The sequence below is a fragment of the Kitasatospora sp. NPDC057223 genome, from assembly GCF_042669755.1.
GTDB lineage: Bacteria > Actinomycetota > Actinomycetes > Streptomycetales > Streptomycetaceae > Kitasatospora.
On record NZ_JBHUWW010000093.1, the window covers coordinates 1 to 22,278 of the forward strand.

General features: G+C 75.6%; 22 protein-coding genes. 15 read left to right on the top strand and 7 right to left on the bottom strand.

Annotated features, from left to right (window positions below; all coding sequences use genetic code 11):
• On the bottom strand, positions 1 to 1,568 hold a 1,568-nt coding region (locus tag ACFUK0_RS27545; RefSeq protein ID WP_380254841.1), incomplete at its 3' end, for a tyrosine-protein kinase family protein.
• 396 nt (positions 1,569 to 1,964) lie between these two features.
• Positions 1,965 to 3,110, bottom strand: coding sequence for a glycosyltransferase family 4 protein (locus tag ACFUK0_RS27550; RefSeq protein WP_380254843.1), 1,146 nt, complete (start codon positions 3,108 to 3,110; stop codon positions 1,965 to 1,967).
• Positions 3,111 to 3,401: 291 nt separating this feature from the next.
• On the opposite strand from ACFUK0_RS27550, the gene ACFUK0_RS27555 reads away from it, so the two are divergent.
• The 7 genes from ACFUK0_RS27555 (at position 3,402) to ACFUK0_RS27585 (ending at position 10,800) form a co-directional block, all read left to right on the top strand.
• Positions 3,402 to 4,517: a glycosyltransferase gene (locus tag ACFUK0_RS27555; protein ID WP_380254845.1), complete on the top strand. Its 1,116-nt coding sequence runs from the start codon at positions 3,402 to 3,404 to the stop codon at positions 4,515 to 4,517.
• A 189-nt stretch (positions 4,518 to 4,706) separates the two neighbouring features.
• Positions 4,707 to 5,597: a slipin family protein gene (locus ACFUK0_RS27560; RefSeq protein WP_380254847.1), complete on the top strand. Its 891-nt coding sequence runs from the start codon at positions 4,707 to 4,709 to the stop codon at positions 5,595 to 5,597.
• Between the two features lie 83 nt (positions 5,598 to 5,680).
• Positions 5,681 to 6,334 (top strand): thiol:disulfide interchange protein DsbA/DsbL, encoded by a 654-nt coding sequence (locus ACFUK0_RS27565; RefSeq protein WP_380254849.1) that lies wholly within the window; start codon positions 5,681 to 5,683, stop codon positions 6,332 to 6,334.
• A 149-nt stretch (positions 6,335 to 6,483) separates the two neighbouring features.
• Positions 6,484 to 7,371, top strand: a complete 888-nt coding sequence (locus ACFUK0_RS27570) for an ABC transporter permease (protein ID WP_380254851.1) — start codon at positions 6,484 to 6,486, stop codon at positions 7,369 to 7,371.
• Positions 7,361 to 8,572: an ABC transporter ATP-binding protein gene (locus ACFUK0_RS27575; RefSeq protein ID WP_380254853.1), complete on the top strand. Its 1,212-nt coding sequence runs from the start codon at positions 7,361 to 7,363 to the stop codon at positions 8,570 to 8,572. Before ACFUK0_RS27570 ends, ACFUK0_RS27575 begins: the two co-directional genes overlap by 11 nt.
• 2 nt (positions 8,573 to 8,574) lie before the next feature.
• The gene (locus tag ACFUK0_RS27580) at positions 8,575 to 9,777 is read left to right on the top strand and encodes a glycosyltransferase family 4 protein (protein WP_380254854.1); all 1,203 of its coding nucleotides are present in this window, start codon (positions 8,575 to 8,577) and stop codon (positions 9,775 to 9,777) included.
• Between the two features lie 141 nt (positions 9,778 to 9,918).
• Positions 9,919 to 10,800, top strand: a complete 882-nt coding sequence (locus tag ACFUK0_RS27585) for an alpha/beta fold hydrolase (protein WP_380254855.1) — start codon at positions 9,919 to 9,921, stop codon at positions 10,798 to 10,800.
• 17 nt (positions 10,801 to 10,817) lie between these two features.
• Here the strand turns inward: ACFUK0_RS27585 and ACFUK0_RS27590 are convergent, their stop codons facing one another.
• Positions 10,818 to 11,573 (bottom strand): SAM-dependent methyltransferase, encoded by a 756-nt coding sequence (locus ACFUK0_RS27590; RefSeq protein WP_380254857.1) that lies wholly within the window; start codon positions 11,571 to 11,573, stop codon positions 10,818 to 10,820.
• Positions 11,574 to 11,597: 24 nt separating this feature from the next.
• Positions 11,598 to 12,752, bottom strand: coding sequence for a glycosyltransferase (locus tag ACFUK0_RS27595; protein WP_380254859.1), 1,155 nt, complete (start codon positions 12,750 to 12,752; stop codon positions 11,598 to 11,600).
• 56 nt (positions 12,753 to 12,808) lie between these two features.
• Here ACFUK0_RS27595 and ACFUK0_RS27600 point away from each other — a divergent pair, with 56 nt between their 5' ends.
• Entirely contained in the window at positions 12,809 to 13,606 is a 798-nt protein-coding gene (locus tag ACFUK0_RS27600; RefSeq protein ID WP_380254862.1) for a glutamate racemase, read from the top strand.
• Positions 13,607 to 13,625: 19 nt separating this feature from the next.
• Here ACFUK0_RS27600 and ACFUK0_RS27605 read toward each other — a convergent pair whose 3' ends face one another.
• Entirely contained in the window at positions 13,626 to 14,675 is a 1,050-nt protein-coding gene (locus tag ACFUK0_RS27605; RefSeq protein ID WP_380254865.1) for a polysaccharide deacetylase family protein, read from the bottom strand.
• A gap of 324 nt (positions 14,676 to 14,999) precedes the next feature.
• Between ACFUK0_RS27605 and ACFUK0_RS27610 the strand changes: the two genes are divergently transcribed.
• From ACFUK0_RS27610 to ACFUK0_RS27635, 6 genes are all read left to right on the top strand, one after another.
• A complete protein-coding gene (locus ACFUK0_RS27610; RefSeq protein ID WP_380254867.1) occupies positions 15,000 to 15,269 on the top strand; it encodes a hypothetical protein in 270 nt (89 codons plus the stop codon).
• Between the two features lie 187 nt (positions 15,270 to 15,456).
• Positions 15,457 to 16,350, top strand: a complete 894-nt coding sequence (locus tag ACFUK0_RS27615; RefSeq protein ID WP_380254869.1) for a polysaccharide deacetylase family protein — start codon at positions 15,457 to 15,459, stop codon at positions 16,348 to 16,350.
• Positions 16,343 to 17,548, top strand: a complete 1,206-nt coding sequence (locus ACFUK0_RS27620; protein ID WP_380254871.1) for a glycosyltransferase — start codon at positions 16,343 to 16,345, stop codon at positions 17,546 to 17,548. Before ACFUK0_RS27615 ends, ACFUK0_RS27620 begins: the two co-directional genes overlap by 8 nt.
• Positions 17,549 to 17,580: 32 nt before the next feature.
• The gene (locus tag ACFUK0_RS27625; RefSeq protein WP_380254873.1) at positions 17,581 to 18,270 is read left to right on the top strand and encodes a sugar transferase; all 690 of its coding nucleotides are present in this window, start codon (positions 17,581 to 17,583) and stop codon (positions 18,268 to 18,270) included.
• Positions 18,271 to 18,309: 39 nt separating this feature from the next.
• A complete protein-coding gene (locus ACFUK0_RS27630; RefSeq protein ID WP_380254875.1) occupies positions 18,310 to 18,966 on the top strand; it encodes a NeuD/PglB/VioB family sugar acetyltransferase in 657 nt (218 codons plus the stop codon).
• Between the two features lie 26 nt (positions 18,967 to 18,992).
• Positions 18,993 to 19,499: an NUDIX domain-containing protein gene (locus tag ACFUK0_RS27635; RefSeq protein ID WP_380254877.1), complete on the top strand. Its 507-nt coding sequence runs from the start codon at positions 18,993 to 18,995 to the stop codon at positions 19,497 to 19,499.
• A gap of 35 nt (positions 19,500 to 19,534) precedes the next feature.
• On the opposite strand, the gene ACFUK0_RS27640 is transcribed toward ACFUK0_RS27635, so the two are convergent.
• Positions 19,535 to 20,464 carry an NAD-dependent epimerase/dehydratase family protein gene (locus ACFUK0_RS27640; RefSeq protein WP_380254879.1) on the bottom strand — a complete coding sequence of 310 codons (930 nt, stop codon included), beginning with the start codon at positions 20,462 to 20,464 and terminating at the stop codon, positions 19,535 to 19,537.
• A gap of 115 nt (positions 20,465 to 20,579) precedes the next feature.
• Complete coding sequence (locus ACFUK0_RS27645; RefSeq protein ID WP_380254881.1) at positions 20,580 to 21,122, bottom strand: PTS-dependent dihydroxyacetone kinase phosphotransferase subunit DhaM; 543 nt, start codon at positions 21,120 to 21,122, stop codon at positions 20,580 to 20,582.
• Between the two features lie 324 nt (positions 21,123 to 21,446).
• On the opposite strand from ACFUK0_RS27645, the gene ACFUK0_RS27650 reads away from it, so the two are divergent.
• Positions 21,447 to 21,686 carry a DUF397 domain-containing protein gene (locus tag ACFUK0_RS27650; RefSeq protein WP_380254907.1) on the top strand — a complete coding sequence of 80 codons (240 nt, stop codon included), beginning with the start codon at positions 21,447 to 21,449 and terminating at the stop codon, positions 21,684 to 21,686.
• Positions 21,687 to 22,278: the final 592 nt, after the last annotated feature.

A 22,278-nucleotide genomic window follows, 5' to 3' on the forward strand; every position in this document is an offset into this window, starting at 1 on the left:
CCGCCGCGGCGCCCGCGGCCGCGCCCGGACTGGCCGACCGTGCCGAGCAGGGCCACCCCGGCCACCGGCACGCCCGTCCGGGAGAGCAACTCGCCTACCCGGTCGGCCTGTTCCGGTGTCACGTTGCCGCCCCTGGCCGTCACCAGCACGGCGTCGGCGTGCTGCACCAGGTCGTAGGCGTCGTTCGCGTGCAGCAGCGGCGAGGTGTCGACCAGGATCAGGTCGGCGTGCCGCCGGGCCCGGCGCAGCACCTCGCCGGCCCGCAGGACGAGCGCGGCCGGATACGCGGTGGTGTTCCCGCCGGTGATCAGGCGGACCCCTTCGACGTTGGTCGGGCGGATCAACTCGTCCAGCTCGCCCAGCTGTTCGCCGCTGAGCAGCTCGGCCATCCCCGGGCCGGAGCCGGCACCGAGATGCAGGTGGGCCTGCGGGTGGCGGAAGTCGCAGTCCAGGACGAGCACTTCGCGGCCGGTCTCGGCGAGGGCGGCGGCCAGGTTGGCGATGGTGGTGGTGCGGCCGTCGCCGCTGCGGGCGGACGCGACCAGTACCACCGGCGAGGGGTTGGCGAGTCGCCGGGAGACGATCTCGGCGGGCTCGCGCCGGCCCGGCCCGACCACCGGCAGCGACAGCGAGGCGGGCCCGGTGAGCAGCAGGATCGAGCGCAGCGAGCGGTACGCCTCGGCGGCCGGGTCGGAGGGCCGGGCCACCACCAGCGGCTCGCGCAGCCGCTGGAGCCGGCGGCCGAGCTGCGGGATCTCGCCGATCACCGGCAGGTTGAACGCCTCCTCGGCGCCGTTGCGGGTGCGCAGCCTGGTGTCCATCCGGCTGAGCATCAGCGCGGCCACCACACCGAGTGCGAGGCCGAGCACCACCGCGAGGGCGAGCCGCATACTGCGGGTCGGCGAGGTGAGCAGGTTCCCCCCGGCCTCCCGGGCGTCGATGCTGCCCCACTGCTGGATGGCGTCGGTCTGGGCGTAGTTCTGCAGTTTGCTGATGTCGGTGAGGCTGGTGGTGAGCGCGTTGAGGGCGGCGGTCAGTTTCGGCTGGAGCCTGGGCTGGTCGGCGGCGGAGGACGTGCTGAACTGGTGCTGGAGGTCGTCCACCTGCTTCTGCTGGGCGTCCGCCTGGGCCTGCAGGCGGCGGACCGACTCGGCGGCGCTCTTCGCCGACTCCTGGCTGTAGCCGTTGATGGTCGCGGCGGAGAACGCGGCCGCCAGGTCGGCGCAGGACTGCTGGGTCGGCCCCGTGGTGGTGAACACCAGCAACTGGGTGCTGGCGGCGGTCACCGTCCGGCGGGCCAGCACGGCGGCGACGTCGGTGATGCCGAGCTGCTCGGCGGCGGCGGTGGTCACGTCCGACCCGGAGGCGTACGACAGCACCTGGTCGGCCCGGACACTGTCGCCGGCGCCGGCGACCGGTGTGATCGCCACCTTGCACTGCCATTTGCCGTTGTCCACGGCGTCGCCCGCCGGTGTCAGCAGCCAGCCGACGACCAGTGCGGCGAGGGTGCAGCCGACGAGCAGCCGCCAGTAGCGTCGCAGGACGGTGAAAGGGTTGGCCGGTTCCACGGGTGGGATCCCCTCGCGTTCGTGGTGCCGTGGAGCTCCGCTGCGGGGCGCCCGGCGGGGGCCCCGCGCGGTGACGGGTACGGCGGTGCTGCGGGCCGGGGCGGCGGGCGGCCCGGTGGTCCGCCGGCGGACGGTGTGGCGCGGTTCCTCGGTCGACGGGGCGACTCGCCCCCTGCCCAACGCTCTGCCGCGGGCCCGGCCGGCTGCTCCCCGCAGCCCGTGGTCCGTCCGCCCCGCCCCTGGCCGGCCGCCCTGTCGGCCGCTTCCGCCCACCTGCGATGCTTGCCGTCCGCGTGGTGCGGCGCAACCGCTTTGGCGATACTGCCGCGACGGGTTGCGGCGCCGTCGCCCGGCCCGCCGGGTGACCGGCTGTCCGGACCGATGGGTGACCGGCCGTCAGACGCTGCGCAACCGCAGCGACCGCTCGTAGAACCCGATCATCTGCCCGGTGACCTGATGAAGCGTGAAGCTGGTCAGGAACCGTGCTCTCGCCGACCTGGCCCGCACCCGCGCCGCCGCCCGGTCGTCCAGCGTGTCCGCCAGCGCCGCCGCCAGTGCCGCCGGCTGCTCGGGCGGCACCAGGCGGGCGTAGTCCTCCGAGCCGACCGTCTCGCGCAGCGCCGGCACGTCCGCGCAGACCAGCGGCACACCGACGCCCATCGCCTCCATCGCGGCGCTGCCCAGCCCCTCCCAGCGGGACGGCACGGCCAGCACGTCGGACGCCGCCATCAGGTCGAACACGTCCCCGCGCGGGCCGAGGAAGCGCACGCTGCCCGCACCCTGCGCGAGGGCCCGCAGCCGGCCGCTCTCGGCTCCGTCGCTGCCGGCCAGCAGCAGCACCGCCCCCGGCGCGGCCCGGAGCACCTGCGGCCAGGCCTCCAGCAGGACGTCCAGGCCCTTCTGGTACTGCTGGCGGGCGGCGGCGAGCACCACCGGCACGTCGTCCGCCAGGCCGAGCGCGGCCCGGACGGCGGCCCGCCGCTCGGGCGTGACGGTGCCGAGCAGCTCCGGGTCGCGGCCGCGCGGCACCACGTCGATCCGGTCGGCCCGGATCCGCAGCCGGCCGGCCATCGCGTCGGCCACGTGCCGGGTCAGCGCGTGGAAGCGCCGGGTGCCCTGCGCGGTCGCCGCGTCCACCGCCTGGGCGGCCCGGACCTTCCACGGGCTGAGCCCGCGCGCGTGCAGGTGCTCCGGCCCGTAGGCGGAGTTGACGAGGCTGGAGACCACCGGGGCGCCGGCCGCCAGGGCGGCGGCCCGGCCGAGTATGTCGGCCTCGTACAGGGTGGTGTGCACGAGGTCCGGACGGCGCCGGCGGACCAGGGCGCGCAGCGCGGCGGCCCGCCGGGCGCGGGTGGCGTGCTGGACGCCGTGGACGCCGGCGCCGGCCGCCGTCAGCTCGGCCTGGAACCCGCCCGGCGAGTCCTTGAGGTACGCGACGTCGAGCTGGATCCCGGCGCGGACCAACTGCGGGGCCATCGCGACCAGGCCCTGCTCGGCGCCGCCGACCCGGTTGAGGCTGTCGATCACATAGAGCACGTGCACTGGCCGACCCCCGGGATCCGGGGCGCGGCCGGTCTCCCGTGCCGGCCGGCGCCCTGAGTGTGGATCAGCATCGCAGCCGGGGCGGGCCGCCCGCCAGGGATTGCGGCGGGCGGTGGGGGTGCCGGGACGGGGCAGGCGGAGGCGCACAGGGGCGCACGGTGGGGCGCGCGGATCGTTCGCGAGCGCTCGGCGGAGCCCCGTCGGAGCCTGGTCGGAGGGATCCGCGAAGGACCGGACGATCTTCTGCGAACCGGCTGTACCGCCCCGGCGCCCTGTGCCATCGTCGGTGCCATGCCCGCCGCAGCGTCCACCCTGCCCGCCGGGGCCCGCCCGAGGGTCCTGCACGTCATCACCGATCCGCGCCGGCGCGGCGCGCAGAACCTCGCCCGCGACCTCGACCGGGAACTGCGCCGCCGAGGCCAGGCCTCCGCCCTGCGGGCCCTCGCCCCGCACCCGGAGGCGAGCGCGGCCCCCGGCGCCGCCCGCACCACCGTCCTCGGCCCCGGCCGGCTCCACCCCCGCACCCTGCGCGCGCTGCGCGCCGCCGCGCGGACCGCCGACGTGGTCGTCGCCCACGGCTCCAGCACCCTGCCGGCCTGCGCCCTCGCCCTGGCCGGCACCCGCACGCCCTTCGTCTACGTCAGCATCGGCGACCCCCGGCACTGGACCGCGAGCCCCGCCCGCCGCCTGCGCACCGGCGCCCTGCTGCACCGCGCCGCCGCCGTCACCGCGCTGTCCGACGAGGCCCGCAGCGTGCTGATCGAGCGCTTCCGGCTGCCCGGCGCCCTCGTCCGCACCATCCCCAACGGCCGCTCGGCCGACCGCTACCCGCCCGCCCGGGACGCCGCCGACCGGCGGGCCGCCCGGGCCGCCCTGCACCTGCCCGCCGACGGCCTGCTGGTCGCCTGGGTCGGTGCGATCAGCCCCGAGAAGCGGCTCGACCTCGCCCTGGACGTGATCGGCCGGCTCCCCGACGTCCGGCTGGCGGTGGCGGGGGACGGCCCGCTGCGGGCCGCGCTGCAGCGGCGCGACGACGCCGCCCGCGCGCACTTCCTCGGCGACCTCGCCGACCCGGCCCCGCTCTACCGGGCCGCCGACGCCCTGCTGCTGACCAGCGACAGCGAGGGGGTGCCCGGCGTGCTGATCGAGGCCGGCCTGGCCGGGCTGCCGGCCGTCGCCACCGACGTCGGCTGGGTGCGCTCCGCCGTCCTGGACGGCGTGACCGGCGCGCTCGCCCCGCCCGGCGACCCGGCCGCGCTCACCGAGGCGCTGGCCAGGGTGCTGGCCGGCGACCGGCGGGCGCTCGGTGCCGCCGCCCGGGCGCACACCCTCGCCAGGTTCGACCTGGCCGTGGTGGCGGACGCCTGGCAGGCACTCCTGACGGAGGTCGGCAGGCCCGGCGACTGATCCCTGACCCGGCATCGGACGCGGGATCGGGTGCGGGACCGGACGCGGCAGCGGGTGCGGGACCGGATGCGGCCGGGCGGTAGGCAGCGGCCCGGGAGCGGCGCATACTTTCGTCGCGGCCCGCACCCGCGCGACAGGGCCATCGAGGACCCGGCCCGGGGGCGTCGCCGACGGGGAAGGTCGACTGACATGGCGGTACTCGTCGTCATCGCGGCCCTCGGTGTGCTGTGGTTCGCCACCGGGGTCCGGGTAGTCCAGCAGTACGAGCGCGGCGTGGTGTTCCGGCTCGGCCGGGTCCGCGGGAGGGTCCGCCAGCCCGGGCCGGCCCTGCTGATCCCGATCGTCGACCGGATGCGCAAGGTCAACGTGCAGGTCGTCACCATGCCCGTCCCCGCCCAGGACGGCATCACCCGCGACAACGTCTCGGTCCGGGTCGACGCCGTCGTCTACTTCCGGGTCGTCGACCCCGTGCTCGCCACGGTGGACGTGCAGAACTACGCCTTCGCGATGTCGCAGGTCGCCCAGACCTCACTGCGGTCGATCATCGGCAAGAGCGAGCTGGACGACCTGCTCTCCGGCCGGGAGAACCTGCACCGGGGCCTGGAGCTGATGCTGGAGAGCCCGACGGTCGGCTGGGGCATCCACATCGACCGGGTGGAGATCAAGGACGTCGCCCTGCCCGACTCGATGAAGCGCTCGATGGCCCGGCAGGCGGAGGCCGACCGGGAGCGCCGGGCCCGCATCATCACCGCCGACGGCGAGTTCCAGGCCGCCGCCAAGCTGTCCCAGGCGGCCGAGATGATGGACGCCACGCCGTCCGCGATGCAGCTGCGCCTGCTCCAGACGGTCGTCGAGGTCGCCGCGGAGAAGAACTCCACGCTGGTCCTGCCGTTCCCGGTGGAGCTGCTGCGCTTCTTCGACGGCGCGACGGCGAAGGCGGCGGCGCAGCTCGTGCCGGACCTCGCACCGAACCTCGTGCCGGAGCCCGGCCCCGCGCCGGATCCCGCGCCGGAGCTGTCCGCCGCGCCCGCGCCCGTCGCCCTGCCGCCGCGCCCCTCGCACGCCCCCGTCACGGACTGACCCCTGCGCCGTTCGGGCGAACCGGGCGGTGCCGAGCACGGAGTGACTGGCCGGTAACCGGAGGCGGCGGCAAGACTGCCCGGGTGAAGTCGCTGCTGCGCTCGACCGTCCTGCTCGCCGTCGCCACCGGCCTGGCGGCCTGCCCCGTCCAGGCCGGCGCCGCCACCCACCTGCCGCCCGCCGAGCACGGCCGGTACGCGACGCTGGAACACCCCCAGCCCGTCCGCGCCGCGGAGAAGACCGAGGCGGTCGAGTTCTTCTGGTACGACTGCGTGCACTCGCACCAGCTGGAGGAGCCGCTGCAGGCCTGGGCCGGCCGGCACCGGGCCGACGTCACGCTGCGCCGGGTGCCCGCCGTCTGGCCCGGAAGCCCGGGCGAGCAGCGGCAGTTGGGCCATGCCCGGCTCTACTACACGCTGGAGCGGCTGCAGTTGGCCGACCGGCTCCAGCTCGCCGTCTACCGCGCGGTCCGCGAGGCGAAGGCGGACGTCACCACCGAGGACACCGCGACGGCCTGGGCGGTCCGCCAGGGCGTCGACGCGCAGGCCTTCCGGACGGCCTACCGTTCGGCCGAGGTCGGGCGGCAGGCCGAGGGGGCCGCCGAGCTGTTCCGGCGGTACGAGATCACCGAGTTGCCCAGCGTGGTCGTGCAGGGCCGCTACCGGACGTCGCCCACCCCGGCCGGCGGGGTCAAGGAGATGCCCGCCGTGCTCGACCGGCTCGTCCAGCAGGGCTGACCGCCCCGCCACCCCGCGCCTTTCCCACCTTCACCGAACCGACCCGCACCGGCCACCCACTGTGCCAGAGTGGAACGCGGGCCGAACTGCCGGCGCAGCCGGTCCGGTTCTCGGTACGCGCGGGTCAGCACCGGAGAGGGCAGGGGTCCGTGGGGGGACAACGCGCACAGCTCGCCGACCAGCCGGAGACCCGGCCGGCCGCAGGCCCCGAGGGGCCGCCGCCCGAACTCGTCTTCAGGCGCCGGCTGCGGCCCGCGCAGGTGGCCCGGGAGCTCTGGGGCGCACGGGAGTTGGTGCGCGCCCTGGCGGAGCGCGACCTGCGCGCCCGCTACAAGCAGGCGGTCCTGGGCTTCGCCTGGGCCGTGATGACGCCGCTCGCGCTGTGCGCCATCTTCACGCTGGTGTTCCACCGCGCCGTGAAGATCGACACCGGCGGTGTGCCGTACACGCTGTTCGCCTACGTCGGCCTGATCGTCTGGCAGTTCTTCAGCAACACGATGAACCAGGGCGCGCTGAGCCTGTCCAACAACCTGAGCCTGCTGAACAAGGTGTACTGCCCGCGCGAGGTCTTCCCGCTGGCCACCATGCTGGTGGCGACGGTCGACATGCTGATCGGCACGGCCGTCCTCGGCCTGCTCTTCCTGGTCTTCTGGACGGCGCCGGCCCTCACCTTCCTCTGGGTGCTGCCGCTGCTGGGCATCCAGTTCGCCTTCACCTACGGTGTGGCGCTCGTCCTGTCGGTCGCGGTGGTCTACCTGCGGGACGTCCGGCACCTGTTGCCGATCATCACCCAGATGGGAGTGTTCGCCACCCCCGTCGCCTACCCGCTGGCGCAGATCCCGCAGCGGCTCCAGGAGGTGTACGTCGCCGTCAACCCGCTCGGCGCGGTCATCGAGGGGTACCGCCGGGCACTGCTGTACGGCGACGCGCCGGACCCGGCGCTCACCGCGATCGCCGCCGTCTCCTCGGTGGTCTTCCTGGTCGGCGGCTACCTGTTCTTCAAGAAGCTGGAAACGGGGATCGCCGATGTCGCCTGAGCCGGGCCCGGCCGGGAGCCTGCCCCTCGGAACGATCCGCACCGAGCAGGTCTGGAAGCGCTTCAAGGCCGACCAGCAGCGGATGCTGCTGCGCGACCGGGTCGAGTCGGCGGCCCGCCGGCTGCGCGGCGGCCGCGGCGAGGAGTGGCGCTGGGCACTGCGCGACATCAGCATGCACATCGAGCCCGGCGAGGCCGTCGGCCTGATCGGCTCCAACGGCTCCGGCAAGTCGACCCTGCTCAAGATGCTGACCCGGGTGATGTACCCGTACGGCGGCGTGATCGACGTGCGCGGCCGGATCGGTGCGCTGATCGAGATCCGTGCGGGCATCCACCCGGATCTGACGGGCCGGGAGAACATCTACCTCTTCGGCGCGTTGCTGGGGCTGCGGCGCCGCGAGGTGGCCGCGCGGTTCGACGACATCGTCGAGTTCGCCCGGCTGGGCGGTGCGATCGACCGGCAGGTGAAGTTCTACTCCTCCGGTATGCAGATGCGCCTCGGCTTCGCCGTCGCCGCCTACCTGGAGCCGCACGTCCTGCTGGTGGACGAGGTGCTGGCGGTGGGCGACGCGGTCTTCCAGCAGCGCTGCCTGGACCGGATGCGCGAGGTGGCCGAGCAGGGCACCACCATCGTCTTCGTCTCGCACGACCTGCCCGCCGTCGAGTCGATCTGCCGCCGCGGGATCTGGCTGGAACAGGGCGCGATCCGGGTCGACGCCGGGATCAAGGAGGCGATGGCCGGGTACCGGGACAGCATCGAGGCCCAGTCCGAGGCGGGCGCCCGCACCGGCGAGCCGCTGCGCCTGCTGAAGCACGAGATCCGCGGCGAGGACCGCGAGAACCTCACCACCGACGAGCCGGTGAGCGTCGAACTCACCCTCGCCGGCGGCTACCGGGGCGACGCGACGCTGCACCTCGGCGTCAGCGAGGGCACGTCCAGCCCGATCTTCCAGCTCAGCCACGAGATCCGCCTGACCGGCGAGGACCACCAGGTCGCCTGCGTGATCCCCAGGCTGCCGCTCCCGCGCGGGCGTTACACCCTGTGGGCCGGTGTCTACGGCATCGGCCGCACCGACGGCGGCACCCTGATGAGCTGGCACTCCGTCGGCCAGTTCGACGTGTTCGGCCCGATGCTGGACACCCCGCCGCGGGCCGTGGTGCTGGCCGCTCCGGTGTTCGTCCAGCACCGCTGGGAGGAGTGACGGTGAGACCCGTTCGGATACTGGTCCATCTCAACAACCTCGCCCTTGGCGGCGCGCAGCTCAACGCGGTCGACATCGCGCGGACGCTGCGCGAGCGGGGGCACGACCCCGTGCTGTTCGCGCAGGGTGTCGCCGGGCCCGCGCCGCTGGTCGGCCTCGCCGCCGGGCACGGTCTGGAACTGGTCGTGGCCGGCGGTCCGGACACCCCGCGCCGGGAGGTCCGCCGACGGCTCGGCCGGCTGGCCGCCGAGCACGGCAGCCAGCTGCTGCACGCCTGGGAGGTCCGGGCCGCCCGCAACTCCTACTTCGGGCCGGGCCGGCTCGGCCGGCTGCCGGTGGTGACCACGTTCTACGGCATCCGGATGCTGCGCGGCCTGCCCCGCCACCAGCCGCTGGTGCTGGGCCTGGGAGCGCTGATGGGTGACGGCCGGGCCTTCGGCCACCGTGACCTCCGGCTGATCGAGCCCCCGGTGAACACCGTGACCGACGCGCCCGGCCAGGCCGACGGAGCCGCCTTCCGCCGCGAACACGGCATCGGGGACGAGGAGTTGCTGCTCGCCATCGTCACCCGGCTGGTGCCCGACCTGGAGAAGGACGCCGGCGCCGCGCTCACCATCGAGGCCGTCCGCCGGCTCGACGACCCGCGGATCCGGCTGGCCGTGGTCGGCGCCGGGCCGAGCCTGGAGCCGCTGCGCGCCCGCGCCGCCGAGGCCAACGCCGCACTCGGCCGCCAGGCCGTGCTGGTACCGGGCCAGTTGGCGGACCCGAGGCCCGCCTACCAGGCCGCCGACGTGGTGCTCGGCATGGGCGGCTCGGCGCTGCGCGGCCTGGCCTTCGCCAAACCGGTGATCGTGCACGGCGCGGCCGGCTACAGCGCCGTCCACGAGCCGGGCCCGCTGGTCGAGCCGCACGCCTCCCGCTGCATGTACGGGTACGGCACCCCGGGGCCCGCCTCACCGGAGGCCCTGGCCGGCCAGATCCGCGCGCTGCTCGACGACCCGGCGCGGCGGGCCGAACTGGCCGAATGGGGCCGCGACTGGGTGGTCGGCCGGTTCTCCCTCGACCACGTCACCACCGCCTTCGAGGACGTGTACCGGGCGGCGCTGGCCCGCCCCGCGGGCCCGGCCCGCTGGCTGCGCGACCTGGAGCAGATGACCCGGTACGAGTTCACCAAGCCCGCCGCCCTGCGCCTGCTGCGGCGCTGACAGCGCAGGCCGCACCCGCAGGCCGTACCCGCCGTACCCGTCTGCCGTACCTGCCGGCCGGGACCGGCTCGCGGTGCGCACCCGGACCGATGCTGCCAGTATCGGTGGGTCAGCGAATCCGCTCCGCCCGGGGGAGAGCACGTGAGCGAACCGGTGGTCCCGCAGATCGAGCACCGCTTCGTCCAGGTCGGCGCCCTGCGCGTCTTCTACCGGGAGACCGGCCCGGCCGACGCGCCGGCCCTGTTGCTGCTGCACGGATTCCCGTCCGCCTCGCACCAGTTCCGCCGGCTGTTCGACGCCCTCGGCACCCGGTTCCGGCTGATCGCGCCGGACTACCCGGGCTTCGGGCACAGCGACAGCCCGCCGCCCGCCGAGTTCCGCTACCGCTTCGACACCCTCACGGACGTCGTCGAGGGTTTCTGCCGGGCGCTCGGGCTGCACCGGTTCGCGATGTACGTCTTCGACTTCGGCGCCCCGGTCGGCCTGCGGCTGGCCACCCGCCACCCGGAGTGGATCACCGGCCTGGTGGTGCAGAACGGCAACGCCTACCTGGAGGGGCTGTCCGGCCTCGCCCGCGAGTTCATCGCCAACCGGCCCGGTGTCGAGGGCGCGGAGGAGCGGGTCCGCGGCCTGCTCACGGCGGAGGTGACGCGAAGCCAGTACGAGGGCGGCACCACTGACCCGGCAGCGGTGGCGCCCGACGGCTGGACCCTCGACCAGCACTTCCTCGACCTGCCCGGACGCAAGGACATCCAGGTCGAGCTGGCCCTGGACTACCACACCAACCTCGGCCACTACCCGGCCTGGCAGCGCTGGCTGCGCACCGCCCGCCCGCCGACCCTGATCGTCTGGGGCCGCGGCGACCCGTTCTTCACCGAGCCCGGCGCCCACGCCTTCCTGCGGGACGTCCCGGAGGCCGAGCTGCACCTCTTCGACACCGGCCACTTCGCGCTGGAGGAGAAGCTCCCGGAGATCGCCCCGCTGATCGCGGACTTCCTCGACCGCACCCAGCACCGGCCGTAGAGCGCGGGCCGCCCGGCTCAGCCGCCCTCGGCCGTGCGGCGCAGCAGCAGTGTGACGAAGCCGAGCGTCCCCCGGTAGCCGTGCAGCCACTCGGCGCGGTGGGTGTCCGCCGCCGCGCGGGCGGCGGCGCTGTCGGGGTGCCCGGGGTGGTCGAGCGCCCACTCGGCGAGCGAGCCCGTCCAGGAGAACTCGTAGTCGTCCCACTCCTGCGGGCTGCTGACGTGGCCGTACACCGGCGTCCAGCCCTCGGCCGTCACCCGGTCGACGGTGGTGGCCAGGTCCGCGTACTCCGCGCGGTCCGCGCCCAGGCCGTCCAGTGCGGCCCGGTCGGGCTCGCGCTCCCAGAAGCCGTCGCCGACCAGCACCCGGCCACCGGGGGCGAGGCTGCCGCGGGCCGCCGCCAGGGTGGGCAGCAGCCCGCCGAAGGCGTGGGTCGCGCCGATGTTCAGCACCAGGTCGAAGGGCTCCTTGGTGCTGAACCCGGCCGCGTCCAGGTGGTGCAGGCCGATCCGCCGCTCCAGGCCCATCGCCTGGGCCGTCCGCCGGGCCTTCGCCAGGGCGTCGGCGTCCAGGTCGACGCCGACGGCCTGCCACTGCGGCCGGGCCGCCAGTGTCCGCAGCAGCCAGCCGGCCTCTCCGCAGCCCAGGTCGAGCACCCGCCCGGCCTCACCGGGCGTCGCCCGGCCGATCAGGCGGGCCACCGCCTCGTCGGCGATCGGCGCGGCGATCGGGTGGTGGGTGTGGGCGATGCGGGAGATCGTCTGACGATTCATCCGGACAGTGTCACCCGGACGGGGTCAGTACGTCCGGCCTTTCCAGGCCGCGCCGCGGCCGCGCCAGTGCTGGACGGCGGAGTCGACCGTCATCAGCAGGTACAGCAGGGCGGTGAACGGCAGCAGCGGTGCGGCGAGGGCCGGCTGCCGGTAGTAGCGGAGCATCGGCAGGTACGTCCCGGCCATCAGCAGCCAGGCCGCCGCACCCGTCAGTGCCGGGGCGGGCCGCCCCGCCGCCAGGCCGGCCACGGTGGCGGCCGGCGGCACCAGGTAGACCAGCGTGAGGCCCAGGACGGTGCCGGCCAGCAGCAGCGGCGAGTGCCTGAGCTGCGCGTACGCGCTGCGCGAGACCATCCGCCACAGTTCGGCGAGCCGGGGGTACGGCCGGACGCTGTCCACCTGGGTGGCCAGGCCGAGCCAGATCCGTCCGCCGGAGGACTTCACGGCCCGGGCCAGCGACACGTCGTCGATCACCGCGCCACGGATCGCGGCCACCCCGCCGGCCCGCTCCAGCGCGGCGCGCCGCACCAGGGAGCAGCCGCCGGCCGCCGCCGCCGTCCGGCTGCCCGGCCGGTTGCTGCGCCGGAACGGGTAGAGCTGGGCGAAGAAGTAGACGAACGCGGGGACGATCAGCCGCTCCCAGCCGGTGGTGACCCGCAGCCGGGCCATCTGCGAGACCAGGTCCAGCCCGGCGCTCTCGGCGGCGGCGACCAGCTCGGCGAGCGAGTCCGGGCCGTGGGCGATGTCGGCGTCGGTGAGCAGCAGGTACTCGGCGGCTCCGTCGTCCGGCTCCGCCGAGGCCAGCTGGACGCCGTGCCGCAGCGCCCAGAGCTTGCCCGTCCAGCCGGCCGGCAGCGGGGGAGGGGTGGTGACGGTGAGCGGCAGGCCGTCGGGGCCGGCCAGCGAGGCGGCGAGCGCGCCGGTGCCGTCGCCGCTGTGGTCGTCGACCAGGATCACCCGCGCCCGGCCGGGGTACTTCTGCGCGAGCAGGCTCGGCAGGCTGACGGGGAGCACCTCGGCCTCGTCCCGGGCCGGGACCACGATCGCCACGTCGGGCCAGCGGGCGGGCGGGCGGCGCTCCGGCAGGGTGACGTCGGTGCGCCAGAAGAACCCGTGGCAGCAGGTCAGCCAGAGCCAGACCAGCAGGGAGAGCGCGGAGACCCACAGCAGGACTGTCACCCGGGCAGTCTGCCGCACCAGGGCCGCCGGGGGTGGATCGACTAGAGTCGTGCCCCGTGAAGATCGCACTGTTGGACTCCGGAATCGGCCTCCTGGCGGCCGCCGCCGCGCTGCGGAACCTGCGGCCCGACGTGGACCTCGTGCTCTCCTCGGACCCGGACGGCATGCCCTGGGGCCCGCGCACGCCCGCAGACGTGACGGCGCACGCCCTCGCCTGTGCGCGGGCGGCCGCGGCGCACGAGCCGGACGCACTCGTGGTCGGTTGCAACACCGCCTCCGTCCACGCGCTGGACGCGCTGCGCGCGGAGCTGGAGCCGCTGATCCCGGTGATCGGCACCGTCCCCGCGATCAAGCCCGCCGCCGCCGCCGGCCGCCCGGTCGCCATCTGGGCCACTCCGGCCACCACCGGCAGCAGCTACCAGCGCGCCCTGATCCGCGACTTCGCCGGCCCGGCCGCCGTCACCGAGGTCGCCTGCCCGGGGCTGGCGGACGCGGTGGAGCGCGGCGACGACGCCGCGATCGGCGCCGCCGTCGCCGATGCTGCCGCCCGCACCCCGGCGGGGACGGCGGTGGTCGTCCTCGGCTGCACCCACTACGAACTCGTCGCCGACCTGATCCGGGCCGCCGTCGCACCGACCGCCGCCGCCGGCCTCGCCGTGTACGGCTCGGCCGACGCGGTCGCCGCCCAGACCCTGCGCCGGGTCGCCGACGCGGGCCGGGGCGCCGCGCCCGGCAGCGCCCGGCTGACCGTGCTGCACAACGGCCGGCCCGGCGCGCTCTCCGCCGCCGTCGCCCGCTACCCGCAGGCCCGGCTGGTCACGGCCGGCCTCGCGGCACCCGCCCCGACCGCGTAGGCCCGGAACGACGCTCCCCTCAGGCCACGGAGCGGCCGCGCCAGCGGCGGTAGGCCGGCTCCAGCCCGGACAGGATGGTGTCGAAGCGGCGGGCACTGGTCGCGGAGTCCACCTGGAGCCGGCTGATCTGCAGGGGGTGACCCGGCAGTCGCGGCCCGAGCCGGTGGTCGGACAGGAAGCCCAGCCGGTAGCCCAGCTCGTCGAGGACCGCCTCCGCCCGCGGGTCGTGACCGCCGTCCGGGTAGGCGAACGCGGTCGGCGGCTCGCCGAGCCAGCGGGTCAGCGCGTGGTGGGCGCCGGTGATCTCGGCCCGCACCGTCGCCGCGTCGCAGCGCCCGAGGCAGGGGTGCCCCTGGGTGTGGTTGCCGATCGACACCCGCCCGTCCCGCAGCGCCAGCAGGTCCTCCGGCGCGAGCTGGTCCTGCCGGGGCGGCCGGCGGTACGCGCTGACCCGCAGCTCCTGGAGGCTGCGCCGGCGGTCCGGGTCGGGCAGCGACTTGAGCTTCGGCAGCAACTGGGACGGCTGGTCGGTGCAGAGCGAGCGGGCCCGGCCGCCGTGCCGGGCCAGGAACGCCGCCTCGTGCCACCAGAACGGCCGGTCCGTCCCGATCAGCTCGGAGATCACGAACGCGGCGGCGGGGATGCCCCGGCGGGTCAGCTCGGGCAGCGCGTGCGTCAGCACGCTGCGGTCGGCGTCGTCGAAGGTGATCAGCACGCTGCGCGGCGGCAGCGGCCGGCGCTCGGCCACCGCACGCTGCACGGCCTCCAGCGACACCGGGACGGCGAGCCGGCGCAGCCGGTCCAGCTGCGCCCCGAACGAGCGCGGGTCCGTCACCCCGTGGTAGGCGAGGACGGCGAGGCGCTGCGCCGCGCGGGCCCGGAACAGCGGCTGGACGGGCGCGAAGCGCAGCCAGTCCCCGCCGTCGGCGGCGGGGGGTGCCCCGGCCCCCGGGCCCCCGGTGCGCGCGGGCAGCGCGCGGACGGACGGACGGACGGCGGGCCCGGCCCGGCCCGCCCCGGTGCGGGCCGGTGGCAGGTCTCTGACGGTCGTGGACTCGGTATGCGGCACGGTTCCCCCTCGATCGCCGATGCGGCGTGGCGGTACCGTCGGAGGACGGAGCCCGGCCTCCGACACCTGGGCGCGGCGGCTCCGCCCCCTGGTTCTCCGGTCCTCGGCGGGGACTCCCAACCCGTACCGCGGACGGCTCCTGGATCGCTCGATGTAGGGGAGACCGATACACCCCGTGGATGGTTGTACGGCCACGATCGCCGATTTTCGGCGGCGGCGCGAGGCCCCGCGCAAGGCCGCCCGCGAGGCTCCGCACGGGGCTCCGCGCAGGGCCGGGCGCGCGCAGGGCTGCCCCCGGCGCGGGGCGGAGGTACCTTGGGTCTCATGGCAGACGCGGAACACGATCACTCCCTGGCCGGGACGGCCTCCCGGGCGGCCCGGCTGTGGAGCGGCGGCGCCCTGCACCGCCACCAGGTCCCGCTGACGATGGTCGGCCTGGCCTGTCTGGCCGTGGGCATCCTGGTGGCCGTGCTGGTGCCGGACGACGGCCCGGCCTGGACGATGGCCGTGGCGGGCTGCCTGGCGGCCGGCGTGCTGCTGCTCGGCCGGATCCTGTTCACCGTGCTGCGCCACGGACGCGGTGTGACGCTCTGACCACCGCCTGAACGCGGCCCGCCCGCCCCGGCGGCAGCCGGTTTCGGCCGACCTTCGCCCTTCTTTCACATTTCCTGGGCAGCAGCCCCACGGTTCCCCCTACTGTGATTGCGTCCGGAGCGCCCAAGTCCGCCCGGAGCAAGGCCACTTGCCGGCGCCGGGGAGGGCGTCGCAGAGGGGGAGCGCGATGCCCACGCCCACTGTGCCGACGCCCGCCGTACCCGTGACCGCCCTGCCCGCCGCCGCTCCGCCCACCGCTGCCCCGCCCGGCAGCCCGGCCGGGCCCCGCCGCAGGCTCAAACGCGAACTCGCCCGCGCGGCCGGCCACCGCCCCGGCGCCGGCGCCACCCTCCTCATCTACCACCGCGTCGGCGGGGGCAGCACCGACGAGCTGGACGTCTCCACCGCCGACTTCACCGCCCAGGCGGACCTCCTCGCCGAGCTGCCGCCCGGCCGGGTCACCACCCTGGACGAGGCCGTCGACCGGATCGAGGCCGGCCTGCGCACCCCCGCCACCGTGCTCACCTTCGACGACGGCTTCGCCGACGTGCACCGCAACGCCTGGCCGCTGCTCCGGGAGCGGGGCCTGCCCTTCACCGTCTACCTGGCCAGCGGCCACGTCGGCGGTGAGATGCGCTGGGAGGGCTCCACCGCGAGGAGCGCCGGGGCCCCCGCGCTCAGCTGGGAGCAGCTCCGGGAGATGACCGAGTCCGGGCTGTGCACCGTCGCCAACCACACCCGCAGCCACGCCCGCCCCGAACTGCTGAGCACCGCCGAGCTGGACGCCTGCAACGACGACGTGGAACAGCACCTGGGCCTGCGGCCCCGGCACTACGCCTACACCTGGGGCGTGCCCGTCCCGCACATGGAACCCGCCCTGCGCGCCCGCTTCCGCAGCGCCGCCACCGGCCGGGCCGGCCGCAACGAGCCGGGCGCCGACCTGGTCCGGCTGCGCCGGATCCCCGTCCGGCGCACCGACCCGATCGACTTCTACCGCGCCAAGCTGTACGGCCGGCTGATCCCCGAACGCGCCTACGCCCGCATCGTGGCCACCGCCAAGGCGGTGGGCGTCCGTGCCTGAGAGCGGCGCCCGGCCCGGCCCCCGGCTGCCCGGCCCCCGGCTGCGCGGCCCCGGCGGCCGTCCGCTGCGGGTCGCCCACCTCACCACCGTCGACATGAGCCTCCACCTGCTGCTCGCCACCGAACTCCGGGTCGACCTGGAGGCCGGCTTCGAGACGTACGGCATCAGCGCACCCGGCCCGTACGTCGGGCGGCTGGAGGCGATCGGCGTCCGGCACGAGGCGCTGCCCGCCCTCACCCGCGCCTGGCACCCCCGGGCCGACGCCGCCGCCGCCCGCGAACTGCTCGCCGTGCTGCGCCGGCTGCGGCCCGACGTCCTGCACACCCACAACCCCAAGACCGGCGTGCTCGGCCGGATCATCGGCCGCGCCGCCCGGGTGCCGGTGGTCGTCAACACCTGCCACGGGCTCTGGGCGCAGGCCCACGACCCGCTCACCAGGCGCGCGCTGGTGCTCGGCGCCGAGGCCGTCGCCGGGCGGTTCTCGCACGCCGAGCTGTACCAGAACGCCGACGACCGGCGGGCGCTGGCCCGCGCCGTGCCGGCCCGGCGCTCCCGGGTGGTCGGCAACGGCATCGACCTGAGCCGGTTCGCGGCCGACCCCGGCGACCGGGCCCGCACCAGGGCCAGGGTCCGCGCCGCCCTCGGCGTCGGCGACGGCGAACTGCTCGTCGCCGGCGTCGGCCGGCAGGTCGCCGAGAAGGGCATCCGGGAGTACGCCGAGGCCGCCCGCGCGCTGGCCGGAAAGGCCCGGTTCGCCTGGGTCGGGCCGGCCGACCCCGACAAGCCGGACGCGCTGTCCGGCGCGGCCGGCATCGAGTTCCTCGGCAGCCGCGACGACATGCCCGACCTGTACACGGCCCTGGACGTCTTCGTCCTGCCCTCCCACCGCGAGGGCTTCTCCCGCTCCGCCATGGAGGCCGCGGCCGGCGGCCTGCCGATGGTGCTCAGCGACATCCGCGGCTGCCGGGAGATCGGCACCCACGGCGAACACCTGCTGCTCACCCCGCCCGGCGACGCCCGGGCCCTCACCGCCGCCCTCGACCGGCTCCTCACCGATCCCGGCCTGCGGGCCGGGCTCGGGGCGGCGGCACGCCGCCGGGCCGGCCGGCACTTCGACCAGCGCGCCGTCGCCCGGGTCTCGCTGGAGACCTACGCGGCCGTCGCCCGTGCCAAGGGCCTGCCCTGGAAGGCCGGCTGAGCCACCACACCCGAACCGCGACAGGGGGACACATGAAACGAGGAGGCGACCTCGCGGTCACCTTAATAGCCGGGATCACCGCGATTCCGCTGGGTCTGCTGATCGCCCTGCTGATCCGCTGCACCATGGGCGGGCCGGTGCTCTTCCGCCAGACCAGGACCGGACACCGTGGACGCGAGTTCGAGATCCTGAAGTTCCGCACCATGCGCGACCCCCGCCACCCCGACGAGCCGGACGCACCCCGGATCACCCGCCTCGGCGCCCTGCTGCGCCGCACCAGCCTGGACGAACTCCCGCAGCTCTGGAACGTGGTGCGCGGCGAGATGGGCGTCATCGGCCCGCGCCCCACCCTGCCCGAGCAGGTCGTCCACTACTCGGCCCGCCAGCGCGGCCGGCTCGCCGTCCGGCCCGGCCTCACCGGCTGGGCCCAGGTCAGGGGCCGCAACTCGATCACCTGGCCGCAGCGCATCGAGCTGGACCTCTGGTACGTCGAGCACCGCTCACTGCTGCTCGACCTGCGGATCCTCCTGCTGACCGTGAAGGTGCTGCTGCGCCCGAGCGGCATCACCGCGGCGGGCGGGGTCAACCCCGGCTTCCCCGCACCACAGGCCGTCCAGGCCGCTCCGGCCGCTCCGCCGCACCCGGCGATCGTGCTGCCCCGGCAGGCCTCCGGCCCGCGCACGCCGCAGCCCGTCCGGGCCGTGGCGGAGGAGGCCGGCTGAACGCCTGCCGGGCGCCGGCGCGGGGCGGAGAATGACGGCATGTCACTCACACCCCCTCCGGCGCTCTGGCTGGCCGGCGCGGGCGGTGTCGGCCGCGAGGCCCTCGACACCGCTCTCGCCGCGGGCGTCCCCGTCGCCGGCTTCCTCGACGACCGCGCGCAGGGCGCCACCGTGCGCGGCCTGCCCGTGCGGGCGCCCGCCGGCATCCCGCCGGGTGCCCGGTACCTGGTGGCCATCGCGGACCCGGCCGTCCGGCAGCGCCTGGCCGCGCTGCTGGACGGGCTCGGGGCGGTGCCCGCCACCCTCGTCCACCCGCGGGCGATCATCGCGCCGGAGACCGGACTCGGCCCCGGCTGCCTGGTGATGGGCGGGGCGTACGTCTCCAGCGGTGTCCGGCTGGGCCCGCACAGCCAGGTGCACTACAACGCCACGGTCGGGCACGACAGCGTGTTCGGGGAGCGGGTCACCGTCTACCCGGGCGGCAACGTCTCGGGGGCGGTCCGGCTGGCGGCCGGTGCCACGGTCGGCAGCAACGCCGTGGTGCTGCAGGGCCTGCTGGTCGGCGTCGGCGCGTTCGTCGGCGCCGGAGCCGTGGTCACCAGGGACGTGCCGGCCGGCGCGGTGGTGGCCGGCTCGCCGGCCCGGCCGCTGCCGCCGAAGGCGGGCCGGTCGGCGGCCGGTCGGGCGACGGTCTGACGGCCCGGCTGGCATAGGCTCGGGGCATGGCTATTCCTCAGTTTCTCGTGGACCTCCGCGCGGTGGTCGGCACCCGCCTGCTCTGGCTCAACGGCGTCGCGGCCGTGATCGTCGGCGACGACGGCCGGATCCTGCTCGGGCAGCGGGTGGACGACGGTCGCTGGTCGCTGATCGGCGGCATCCTCGATCCGGGGGAGCAGCCGGCCGAGGGCCTGGTCCGGGAGGTCGAGGAGGAGGCCGGGATCGTCGTCCACCCCGAGGTCCTGGCCTCGGTGACCGTCTCGCCGGTGGTGTCCTACCCGAACGGCGACACCTCCCAGTACCTCGAACTCACCTTCCGCTGCCGGGTGGTGAGCGGCGAGGCGCGGGTCAACGACGACGAGTCGCTGGACATCCGCTGGTTCGAGCCGGACGCCCTGCCGGAGCTGGAGCCGCGCATCCTGCACCGTCTCACCCAGGCCCTGGAGTGCAAGGGCGAGACGGCGTTCGTCCTGGACGGCCAGCCGGCCGAGCTCGCGGTCGGGGCGGGCTGAGGTCCGGGCCGACGGTCCGGCCGGCCGGCTGGCCGTCAGAGCGTCCGGAACCACTCGGCGGTGCGTTCCAGGCCCTCGCGCAGCGGCACCGGGGTGACGGCGGGGAAGAGTCCGCGCAGCCGGGAGTTGTCGGCCTGGGAGTCCCGGACGTCGCCGGCCCGGGGCTCGGTGTGGGCGACCTCCAGCGGGCGGCCGAGGACGGCCGACAGCTCGCCCACCAGCTCCAGCAGCGAGGTGCGGGTGCCGAAGGCCAGGTTGACCGGGTCGGCGTGCACCACCCGCCCCAGCACGGCCTCGGTGATCACCTGGGCGACCGTCCCGACGTAGGTGAAGTCCCGGCTCTGCCCGCCGTCCCCGTGCACCGTCAGCGGCCGGCCCGCCAGCGCCGCGTCCAGGAACGCCGGGACGACCGCCGCGTACGCGTGCCCGGCCGGCTGCAACGGGCCGAACACGTTGAAGAAGCGCAGCGGCAGCACCCCCAGCCCGTAGCAGTGGTGGTAGGCGCCGAGGTAGGCCTCGGTGGCCAGCTTGCTGACGGCGTACGGGCTCATCGGCGCCGTCCGCATCGTCTCGCGCTTGGGCAGTTCGCGGTTCGCGCCGTAGACGGACGAGGAGGAGGCCGCGGCGACGTACGGCCCGCCGGCCCGGCGGGCGGCCTCCAGCACCTCCAGCGTGCCGGTGGCGTTGGCGTGGTGGCTGGCCAGCGGGTCGGCCACCGACCGCGGGACGGACGGCAGCGCGGCCAGGTGCACCACGGCGTCCGCACCCTCGAACGCCTCGTCGAGCAGGTCGCGGTCCAGGATGCTGCCCTCGTACAGGGCCGCGCCGGCGCCCGCGAGATTGGCCTTGCTGCCGGTGCTCAGGTCGTCCACGACCCGGACCTGCGCCACCTCGGGGCGGGCCACCAGCGCCCGGACGAGGTTGGCCCCGATGAAACCGGCTCCGCCGGTGACGACCACGCGCATGGCTGAGGACCCCCTCCACCGCCGGAGCCTGGCAGCGCCGGACCACTGCCGATCGTAGCCGCGCGGTCACCCTTGGTGGAGCGGTTCGCCGACATGCGCCGCGACCGCGGGCCGCTCAGTCCTTGTGCTGGCGGTACGCCTCCTCGGCGGCGTCCAGCACCGCCGACAGGTCGCCGCCCGCGGTGGCGGTCGCCACGGCCGCCACCGCCCCCTCCACGAACGGCGCGTCGGCGAACCGGACCGGAAACGGCAGCCCGTGCTCGTCCGCCTCGGCCAGCAGGCTGCGCACGGTGCCCACGGCGCCGCCCAGGTCGGCGAGCAGCACCACGCCGTGGCCCTGGTCGACCCGGCGGGTGGCGGCCGCGACCAGCACCGCGCTGATCCCCGGGCCGTCCTCGTCGAGGCCGCCGCCGGTGGTGGCGACCGGCGCGGGGCTGTCCGAACCGGCGAGTGCCAGCGCCAGCGCCCCGGCGGCGGCGGCCAACTCCTCGCTGTGCGAGACGAGTACGACGCCCACCCGCCCGTGCAGCGGCGGCCGGCCGCTCTTGGGCCTCGGCACGGTGGCGGTGGCGGGCGGGGTGCGCGGAGCCGGGGGCTGGGCCGACGGGGCGTCGGAGATGGGGATGACGTCGGCGCGGGTGCCGTCCCGGCGGCTCATCGGCTGCTCCTCGGCGATCGGGTGCGTGGGCGGGTGCGTGGGCGGGTGCGTGGGTGAGCGGGTGCGTGGGTCGTGGCTCTCACTCTGGCAGCCCGGCAGGCCCGGCGGGCTGAACCCGGGCCGTGTGTCCGGTACCGCACCCCCGGGCGGACGGCCCGGGCGATAGCACAGCCGGCCGGGTGCGCGGGCCGGGTCGGGATTGTTGGCCCCCCGGGTGGTGGTGTGCGCGCCGACTGCGGCGTCCGGGCGGGCGGCCGTGGCTACGCTGGCGGTTCGTACGTCGTAGGGAGGAGAACGACTGTGTCAGCCAACAGCGGGACGGGCGTGGGGACGGCCGGTACGGCGGAGGTCCTCGCGGACGGGCGCAAGCCCCGGCCGGATCTGACCGGAGCGGTCTGGCAGTCCAGCAGCCAGGGCGCCGGGGACGTGCAGATCGCTTTCGTGGAGGGGTACATCGCGATGCGGGACGGGCGCCAGGAGGACGGCCCGGTGCTGATCTTCACGCCGGGGGAGTGGCGGGCGTTCGTGCTCGGCGCGCGCGACGGCGAGTTCGACGTCACCTGACCCGGATCCCGCCCGGCACGGATGCCGCTCCGGCGCGGGCACCGGCGGCGGGCTGTGGACGGAAGCGGTTTGACGGCCCGTCGGAAGGTGGCCGTTTTCTGTTGACTGTTCGACAAAGGCGATTCAGAGTATGAGCAGGCAGACGCCGTGCCCACCGCCCCCACGCGGCCAGACACGGCGCCTGCTGTGCTCCCCGGCAGCGATGCCGGGCTCCTCCCGTTTGATCCCCAGCGCACCAGAGTGCGTCGGCCGGTCCCGGCCCCGCTAAGGGCCGGCAGTCGCAGGGAGGATGGCGCCGTACGCCGAGAGCTACTCGGTACTACGGCCCCGGTTTTGCCCGGGACCCGCACGCCCCCACGCGGCGGTCTCCCGGGCAGATCCGCGAGTGCGACGGGCCTGGGCCCCGCGAACCTGGTATCTGTGGCAGTGAATTGTTCGGCTTGTGTGTGTGCGACTGAAGTGTGCGGCGATCGGCGAAGCTGGATGCTCTGCTGGGTCGGCACGACGGTGTGCACAGTGAGGGATACGCGTATGGGGCCGCGTTGCGACAGGCCGCCCCCCGGAGGATCGAATCCAGAACGGCTGTCGTGCT

Bases quoted from the DNA above. Each gene is read 5' to 3' on its own strand.
- ACFUK0_RS27555 (WP_380254845.1), top strand. From the start codon at position 3,402: ATGCCCGCCGCAGCGTCCACCCTGCCCGCCGGGGCCCGCCCGAGGGTC.
- ACFUK0_RS27560 (WP_380254847.1), top strand. From the start codon at position 4,707: ATGGCGGTACTCGTCGTCATCGCGGCCCTCGGTGTGCTGTGGTTCGCC.
- ACFUK0_RS27575 (WP_380254853.1), top strand. From the start codon at position 7,361: ATGTCGCCTGAGCCGGGCCCGGCCGGGAGCCTGCCCCTCGGAACGATC.
- ACFUK0_RS27590 (WP_380254857.1), bottom strand. From the start codon at position 11,573: ATGAATCGTCAGACGATCTCCCGCATCGCCCACACCCACCACCCGATC.
- ACFUK0_RS27610 (WP_380254867.1), top strand. From the start codon at position 15,000: ATGGCAGACGCGGAACACGATCACTCCCTGGCCGGGACGGCCTCCCGG.
- ACFUK0_RS27615 (WP_380254869.1), top strand. From the start codon at position 15,457: ATGCCCACGCCCACTGTGCCGACGCCCGCCGTACCCGTGACCGCCCTG.
- ACFUK0_RS27625 (WP_380254873.1), top strand. From the start codon at position 17,581: ATGAAACGAGGAGGCGACCTCGCGGTCACCTTAATAGCCGGGATCACC.
- ACFUK0_RS27630 (WP_380254875.1), top strand. From the start codon at position 18,310: ATGTCACTCACACCCCCTCCGGCGCTCTGGCTGGCCGGCGCGGGCGGT.
- ACFUK0_RS27635 (WP_380254877.1), top strand. From the start codon at position 18,993: ATGGCTATTCCTCAGTTTCTCGTGGACCTCCGCGCGGTGGTCGGCACC.
- ACFUK0_RS27640 (WP_380254879.1), bottom strand. From the start codon at position 20,464: ATGCGCGTGGTCGTCACCGGCGGAGCCGGTTTCATCGGGGCCAACCTC.
- ACFUK0_RS27645 (WP_380254881.1), bottom strand. From the start codon at position 21,122: ATGAGCCGCCGGGACGGCACCCGCGCCGACGTCATCCCCATCTCCGAC.